The sequence below is a fragment of the Sulfurimonas sp. genome (assembly GCF_023229105.1).
Lineage (GTDB): Bacteria > Campylobacterota > Campylobacteria > Campylobacterales > Sulfurimonadaceae > Sulfurimonas.
This window is the reverse complement of the sequence record NZ_JALNZY010000098.1, coordinates 1-6,564: the sequence shown is the minus strand read 5'-3', so window position 1 is coordinate 6,564 and position 6,564 is coordinate 1. Positions and strand designations below refer to the sequence as shown.

At 34.0% G+C, this 6,564-nt stretch carries 8 protein-coding genes; 7 read left to right on the top strand and 1 reads right to left on the bottom strand.

Translation table 11 applies throughout. The features are described from left to right. Positions 1–356: hypothetical protein (locus M0Q17_RS10300; protein ID WP_295086561.1), on the top strand; the 356-nt coding region annotated here is incomplete at its 5' end. A gap of 46 nt (positions 357–402) precedes the next feature. Here the strand turns inward: M0Q17_RS10300 and M0Q17_RS10295 are convergent. Further along, entirely contained in the window at positions 403–1,305 is a 903-nt protein-coding gene (locus M0Q17_RS10295) for a LysR family transcriptional regulator (protein WP_295086560.1), read from the bottom strand. 129 nt (positions 1,306–1,434) lie between these two features. On the opposite strand from M0Q17_RS10295, the gene M0Q17_RS10290 reads away from it, so the two are divergent. The 6 genes from M0Q17_RS10290 (at position 1,435) to M0Q17_RS10265 (ending at position 6,462) form a co-directional block, all read left to right on the top strand. Then, positions 1,435–3,483, top strand: coding sequence for an ATP-dependent helicase (locus tag M0Q17_RS10290; RefSeq protein WP_295086558.1), 2,049 nt, complete (start codon positions 1,435–1,437; stop codon positions 3,481–3,483). After that, complete coding sequence (gene truB / locus M0Q17_RS10285; protein WP_295086556.1) at positions 3,480–4,301, top strand: tRNA pseudouridine(55) synthase TruB; 822 nt, start codon at positions 3,480–3,482, stop codon at positions 4,299–4,301. Before M0Q17_RS10290 ends, truB begins: the two co-directional genes overlap by 4 nt. Continuing rightward, entirely contained in the window at positions 4,295–4,525 is a 231-nt protein-coding gene (gene csrA / locus M0Q17_RS10280) for a carbon storage regulator CsrA (RefSeq protein WP_295086554.1), read from the top strand. Before truB ends, csrA begins: the two co-directional genes overlap by 7 nt. A gap of 11 nt (positions 4,526–4,536) precedes the next feature. Next, positions 4,537–5,322, top strand: a complete 786-nt coding sequence (locus tag M0Q17_RS10275; protein WP_295086552.1) for a 4-(cytidine 5'-diphospho)-2-C-methyl-D-erythritol kinase — start codon at positions 4,537–4,539, stop codon at positions 5,320–5,322. 97 nt (positions 5,323–5,419) lie between these two features. Further along, positions 5,420–6,238 carry an ABC-three component system protein gene (locus tag M0Q17_RS10270; RefSeq protein ID WP_295086550.1) on the top strand — a complete coding sequence of 273 codons (819 nt, stop codon included), beginning with the start codon at positions 5,420–5,422 and terminating at the stop codon, positions 6,236–6,238. Continuing rightward, entirely contained in the window at positions 6,235–6,462 is a 228-nt protein-coding gene (locus tag M0Q17_RS10265; protein WP_295086549.1) for an ABC-three component system middle component 6, read from the top strand. Before M0Q17_RS10270 ends, M0Q17_RS10265 begins: the two co-directional genes overlap by 4 nt. Positions 6,463–6,564: the final 102 nt, after the last annotated feature.

The following is a 6,564-nucleotide window of genomic DNA, read 5'->3' as shown; positions in this document are numbered from 1 at the left end:
TGTGCAAACTAGAAGAGGTAACTTTTGAGCCTCCTTTGCCAGAGGAGATAAGTGCAGAGTTTAGACCTATGACACTTTTTTTTCTTGCAGGTTATACTTTTGATACTGCTAGTATTGTAGATGAGAAACTCATTTTTGAAGCTGGCTTTGGAGTTGAAAATTTTGGTAGTGTTGTGGCTGTTCCGCTACTTAGTATTATGCAGGTAATAGTAGATGAGACACCGCTGCTTATAAATTTGGCAAGTCATAAAAAAGAGAGTGCAAAAAGTTCTAAAAAAGTAGATAAAGGTGGAGTTAAAAATTCAATGGCTTCTTTTTTATCAAATCCGGAGAACTCAAAGTTTTTAAAAAAATAGCTTTATAGAGGTAACTTGTAGCAATTCGCTACAAGCTGTTTGAAGTTTATATTTTATTTAATGAGAGTAGATAGTTCACGACATTATCAACAAATACGTCATGTTTTTTGTCTTTTAGATAGGCTATATAAAAGTTTCTTTCTATTTTATAATTTTGAAGTCTTGCTTCAAAAAGCCTTCCCTCTTTTACTTCATTTGCTATGGCATGTTTTGACATGATTGAGACAACAGGTCTTGAATTTGTTGGATTAGCATGTAAAACGGACTCTTTTATTGCCGTAGGGCTAGCTAAAACACCAAGAACTTGAAAATTAATACACTGAACGCCCATCTCATCAAAAACTTCGCTTGTTAATTTTCTTGTATGAGAAGTTTCCTCTCTGCATATCCAGTCAAATTCAAGGAGATCTTCTGCATTTAAATTTTTCTTTAAAGGTTGATTTGAAAAAACTACAAGCTCGTCTAAAACCCATTTTCGATAAACAATTCCATCCTTAAATACAGGAGACTCTATGATTGCAATATCTGTCTTTTTATCTTCAAGTTGGTCTATAACTTCACTTGAAAGCGCAACATTCATATAAACATTATTGTTTATTCTCTTTTTTATCTCACTAAGATAGTTTGGTAATATATAGTTTCCGATGGTATTTGAGGAGCCGATAACAAATGTGAAGTCTTTATTTACTATTTTTAAAAGCTCTTTTTCACTACTTGTAATTGTTTTTTCAAGTCTTGATGCGATTCTAAAAAGATCTTCACCCTCTTTTGTAAGGAGTATGCCGTTCTTTTTTCTCTCAACTATTTTAGTATCAAGATAATCTTCAATAAACTTTATTTGTTGTGTAACAGCAGGTTGCGAAATGCCTAATTTTGCTGATGCTTTAGAGAAACTCTTCTCTTTTATGACCATTAAAAAAGTTTGTAATTTTGCAAAGTCTTTTAACATAATAATTCCTATAAGTTTAGATAATAAGCGAAATTATAACTCAATATTATAATTAAAGCAATAGCTTTGTAATAATTTATAACTTTTTGGCTATAATAATTTAAATCAATAGTGAGTAGTGATAAAGAGATGGAAAAAATATTCAGTAAATTAAACGAATCACAAACTAATGCTGTAAAAAAAACAGAAGGTCCTGTCTTGATATTAGCAGGAGCGGGAAGTGGAAAAACGACGACCGTTATCTCTCGTTTGGCATATCTCATAGAAGGAGTTGGGATTCCCGCTTCAAACACATTGACGCTTACCTTTACAAATAAAGCGGCAAAAGAGATGAGAGAGCGGGCATCTGATATGATGAACAATCCTGCATATCCTCCGCTTTTATGTACTTTTCACAAGTTTGGACTGCTCTTTTTAAAGTTTCATATACATCTTTTAAATCGAGAAAATAATTTTGTCGTAATCGATACTGATGATAAAAAAAGAATCATAAAAAAGATAAACAGTGAAATTCCCACTCCTCTTATTGCTAGTGAAATATCAAGATACAAAAACTCTCTTTTGAGCCCTGATGATGCTTATAAACAAGCGGAGTTATATAACTATCAGCAGATTGCAAAAGTGTACGAGGAGTATGAAGCTTATCTTTTGGAGAACAATCTAGTAGATTTTGATGATTTAATAGCGCTGACATATAGGCTCTTAGATGAAAATGAAGAGCTCTCTCTTGCTACATCCCAGAAGTACCGCTACATCATGGTGGATGAGTATCAAGATACAAATGAGCTGCAGCTTAAGCTTTTGCAAAAACTTTGCAGCGCACACAACAATATCTGTGTTGTCGGCGATGATGATCAGAGCATCTACGGCTGGAGAGGCGCACATATAAGAAATATAATGGAGTTTGACCAAGATTTTCAAGATACCGCAGTTTTTAAGCTTGAGGAGAACTACCGTTCACGCGAGCCGATACTTAAAGTTGCAAATGCGTTGATAGAACACAATCGCTCAAGGCTTGGGAAAAAACTTATTCCTACTCGTGGAAGCGGTGAAGATATTACTATTTTAAATTCAGGCGACGAGAGCGAAGAAGCAAGAAAAATTGCTTCAAAAATCACAAAACTTTTAGATTCCGGTATTAAAGCTGAAGATATAGCTGTGCTTTACCGCGTAAATGTTCTGAGCCGCTCTATTGAAGAGGGGCTTAACCGAGCAGGTATTGCCTATAAACTTGTCGGAGGTCTTAGATTTTACGACAGAGCGGAGATAAAAGATCTTATAAGCTATATAAGAGTGATTACAAACTTTCATGACGATTTTTCGTTTAAACGTATAGTAAATAAACCAAAAAGAGGCTTAGGCAAGGCGAGCGTAGATAAGATAGAGTTGGCAGCACATTCAAATGGCAGCTCTATTTTTGAGTATATTAAAAAAATTTCATCTGCCGAACTTGAACAGCTTGTAAAACAAAAAAATGCAAAAACTCTTAAAAAGTTTGTAAAAGATATTCAGGCTGTGGCAAAAGTTGCAACTGAATCTACATACAGTTTTATAGATGTATTAGAGGATACGTTTCATCTTAAGGAGATCTATAAAGGTATGCCCGATGAAGCTGAGAGAATTTTAAATATGGATGAGTTTTACGCTCTATTTAGAGACTTCGTAAAAAATTCTCCAGACTCTTCGCTTGATGAGTTTTTAAATGAACTTACACTTCAAAGCGAGCAAGATCAAGTAGAGGGCGAGAGTATCTACATGATGAGTATTCATGCCTCAAAGGGATTGGAGTTTGACCATATCTTCATTATCGGTTTGGAGGAGGGTTTTTTGCCGCTTGTGGGTGATGGGAGTGACCTTGAAGAGGAGAGAAGACTCGGATATGTCTCCTTTACAAGAGCAAAAGAGACATTGACGCTCTCGCATGTGGACAGCAGATTTTACAAAGGGCGAAGAAGCGATTTGCAAAAGAGCAGATTTTTCAATGAAGCTGGACTTTGTGAAGGCTCGCTTATAGTTGAAAAAAACACAGCTTTTAAAAAAGGTGACTTAGTGCGACATAAAATCTTTGGCACGGGCAGAGTTGTCGGTGTCAGCAAATCAGGAAGAGAGTTTAAGCTAAATATTAATTTCGCCGGTACAAAAAGAGATATATTGGCATCATTCGTAGAAAGACTATGAATAGGCTTTTTGTCGCATATAAGCCAACGGGAGTTAGTTCAAATTTCTTTTTAAGTAAACTAAAAAGAAAATACAAAACTAAAAAAGCCGGATTTTCTGGAACTCTTGACCCTTTTGCAAAGGGCGTTCTTCTCATAGGGATGGGCAGTCATACAAAGCTGTTTCGTTTTTTAAACAAAACACCAAAAAGCTATCGTGCAACTCTTTGGCTGGGAGCAAAAAGTGACTCTTTAGATACGGAGTTGATTGAACATATAGAGATTTTAAAAGAGTTTAGCGAAAATAAAGTTTTAAGGGTTATAAAATCCCTAGAGGGCTCTCTTGAGTATGAGCCTCCAATTTTTAGCGCAAAACGTATAAACGGGCAAAGAGCCTATGATTTAGCACGTGCCGGCATGGAGTTTTCGCTTAACAAAATCAGTTCCACGATTTATAAAACAGAACTTATAAACTACTCTCACCCCTTTGTTACATTTGAGGCAACAGTTTCAGAAGGAACTTATATCCGTTCATTGGGTCTTATCATAGCAAAGAGGCTCGGTGTAAAATTTGGGAGTCTTAGTGCTTTAGAGAGGCTGAGTGAGGGGCAGTTTAAGTATGATGAGCAAAGAGTATTAGATATTAAAAAATCCCTTAACATACCCGAAAATTTTTATCATGGAGATGAAGATAACCTAAAATATGGAAGAGTTCTTGCTTTAGATGAGTTAGAGATTAAAGAAGATGGGCATTATTGGCTCGATAGCGGTAGTTTCATCTCGGTTATAAACATAACAAATGCAGAAGTAAATTATGAATTAGGTAGGATTGAATGCTAGTGTTATCAAGAAAAATAGATGAATCAATTGTTATCGCAGATGATATTATCATAAAGATTGTCTCCATCGATAAAGGGGTTGTAAAGATAGGAATAGATGCACCTAGAAATGTCTCTATACTAAGGCAAGAACTCCTCGAAGATGTAAAAGATGCGAATATAGCATCATCAAAAGAGACAGGGCTAGATGATTTGACTATGCTCAGCGCTATTATTAAAAAATAAGAGATACGAAGATGAAGCTTTACAGAGCTTACGCAAAGGTAAATATATTTTTAAAAATCACGGGTATGCGCGCGAATTATCATGAGATTATCTCAAGATTTATGAGGGTTGATTCTCTTTATGACGAACTCTCTTTTGTAGCAAAAGAGGAGAGTGAAGATTTTAAAATTATCGGCAGTTTTTCATGTAAAACCGAGCAAAATACAATATATAAAGCATATTTGGCACTGCTGAATGCTTTAGATGCAGATGCGGCGGCTTTACTGAAAAATCTTATGTACAAACATGGAGTAAAGGTAGATAAAAAAATTCCTGCATTTGCAGGTTTGGGCGGTGGAAGCAGTGACGGAGCCACATTTTTAAAGATGTGTAATGAAGTTTTGCATCTAGGACTAAGCCAGAACGAATTAGCAGCCATTGGCATAAAAGTAGGTGCCGACATCCCGTTTTTTATCTACGGCTATGACAGCGCAAACGTTAGCGGAATAGGCGAGGTCGTTGAGGAGTTCAAAGAGCATCTTTTAGATATCGAACTGTTTACTCCAAAGCTAGAGATAAGTACCCCAAAAGTTTATGCGATATATAGAGAAAATTTTTACAATCCTATAGACGGATTTGAAGTAGAGAAGTTGAAAAAAACCTCGTCATTGGATATACTTAAAAAGATGAGCGCAGATGAAGCAAACGACCTCTTTAAACCCGCACTTCAAGAGTATAAAGAGTTAAAAAATTATTATAAACATGGATACTATTTCAGCGGAAGCGGAAGCAGTTTTTTCAGGGTCAAAGATGCTTAAATGGCACTAATTTCTCCTATAATAAATTTTAAATTTGCATAATGAATAAGCACAATTATGATAAAATTTTTAGAATTATATTTTAGGGAAACATTTTATGGTAGATAAAGCAAGAAAATATAAGATTACGACTGTTAAAAGACTTTTTGTGTTATCTGGTAATGAATGTTATTCTCCTGATTGCGCACGAAATCTTATTGCTGAAGATGAAAAAACAATTGTGGCGAAAATTTGTCACATTGAAGCGGCTAGCCCAAATGGACCGAGATATAATCCTAGCATGATAGATGATGATAGGAGAAGCTTTGAAAATTTACTTTTATTATGTGATGAACACCATGAAATTATTGATAATCCATTAAATGAAAGTAATTATCCAAAAAAACTTTTATTAAAATGGAAAAGAGACCATGAAAATAAGTTGCTTAATAAGAAAATGACACAATCAACTTTACTATCACAATCAGTTAATATTCTAGCAAATCTTGATTCTTGTGATAATAATGATGATAGTGAACAAAGTAATAATAAATCATTTAATATTAGTAAAAAGATTGACTACAATCGTATCAAAATAAATAAATATTTAATTGAAGAATATAGGGTTTATGCAGGGAAGATTGATACCTTATATAACGAACTTGAAAAATCTGGTTCATTTAAAAAAGAGAAACTTTTAAAAAAAATTAGAAATCTATATTTAAGAGTAAAAGGAGAATATATCGCTGGTTCAGAAAATGAACTAGAAATTATTCAAAATAATTCAGATGAAATAATTAAAAAAATAGAAACTCTTCTATTTGAAGAAATAGAAGAGACTGTGGTTGAAATTAACGATGATGCTCTTATCGCCGTCCCGATTATTATGGTCGATGCTTTTATGCGATGTAAAATCTTGGAAAAACCAGTATCATGATAACGAATGACGATACTAATCCAAGAAGAGAAATATATTATCTTGGTGCTTTGACTATAGAAGTTTTAAACAATAGTAACGGTAAAATACCATTATTAGATTTATTCCAGAAAGTTAATGAAGAAGAAGAGATTACGATAAATCTTTTTCTATTTGTTTTAGATTGGTTATATCTTACAGATACAATCAAGCAAGAAAGAGGAGTTGTTGAGTTATGTTTTTAAAACAATTAATAATTGGAAATGATGATTTTATCATACGAGACATAACTTTTCATAAGGGCATAAATCTTATTTTAGATAATACAAAATCTGAGGATAAGAAAG

Bases quoted from the DNA above. Each gene is read 5' to 3' on its own strand.
- M0Q17_RS10295 (WP_295086560.1), bottom strand. From the start codon at position 1,305: ATGTTAAAAGACTTTGCAAAATTACAAACTTTTTTAATGGTCATAAAA.
- M0Q17_RS10290 (WP_295086558.1), top strand. From the start codon at position 1,435: ATGGAAAAAATATTCAGTAAATTAAACGAATCACAAACTAATGCTGTA.
- truB (WP_295086556.1), top strand. From the start codon at position 3,480: ATGAATAGGCTTTTTGTCGCATATAAGCCAACGGGAGTTAGTTCAAAT.
- csrA (WP_295086554.1), top strand. From the start codon at position 4,295: ATGCTAGTGTTATCAAGAAAAATAGATGAATCAATTGTTATCGCAGAT.
- M0Q17_RS10275 (WP_295086552.1), top strand. From the start codon at position 4,537: ATGAAGCTTTACAGAGCTTACGCAAAGGTAAATATATTTTTAAAAATC.
- M0Q17_RS10270 (WP_295086550.1), top strand. From the start codon at position 5,420: ATGGTAGATAAAGCAAGAAAATATAAGATTACGACTGTTAAAAGACTT.
- M0Q17_RS10265 (WP_295086549.1), top strand. From the start codon at position 6,235: ATGATAACGAATGACGATACTAATCCAAGAAGAGAAATATATTATCTT.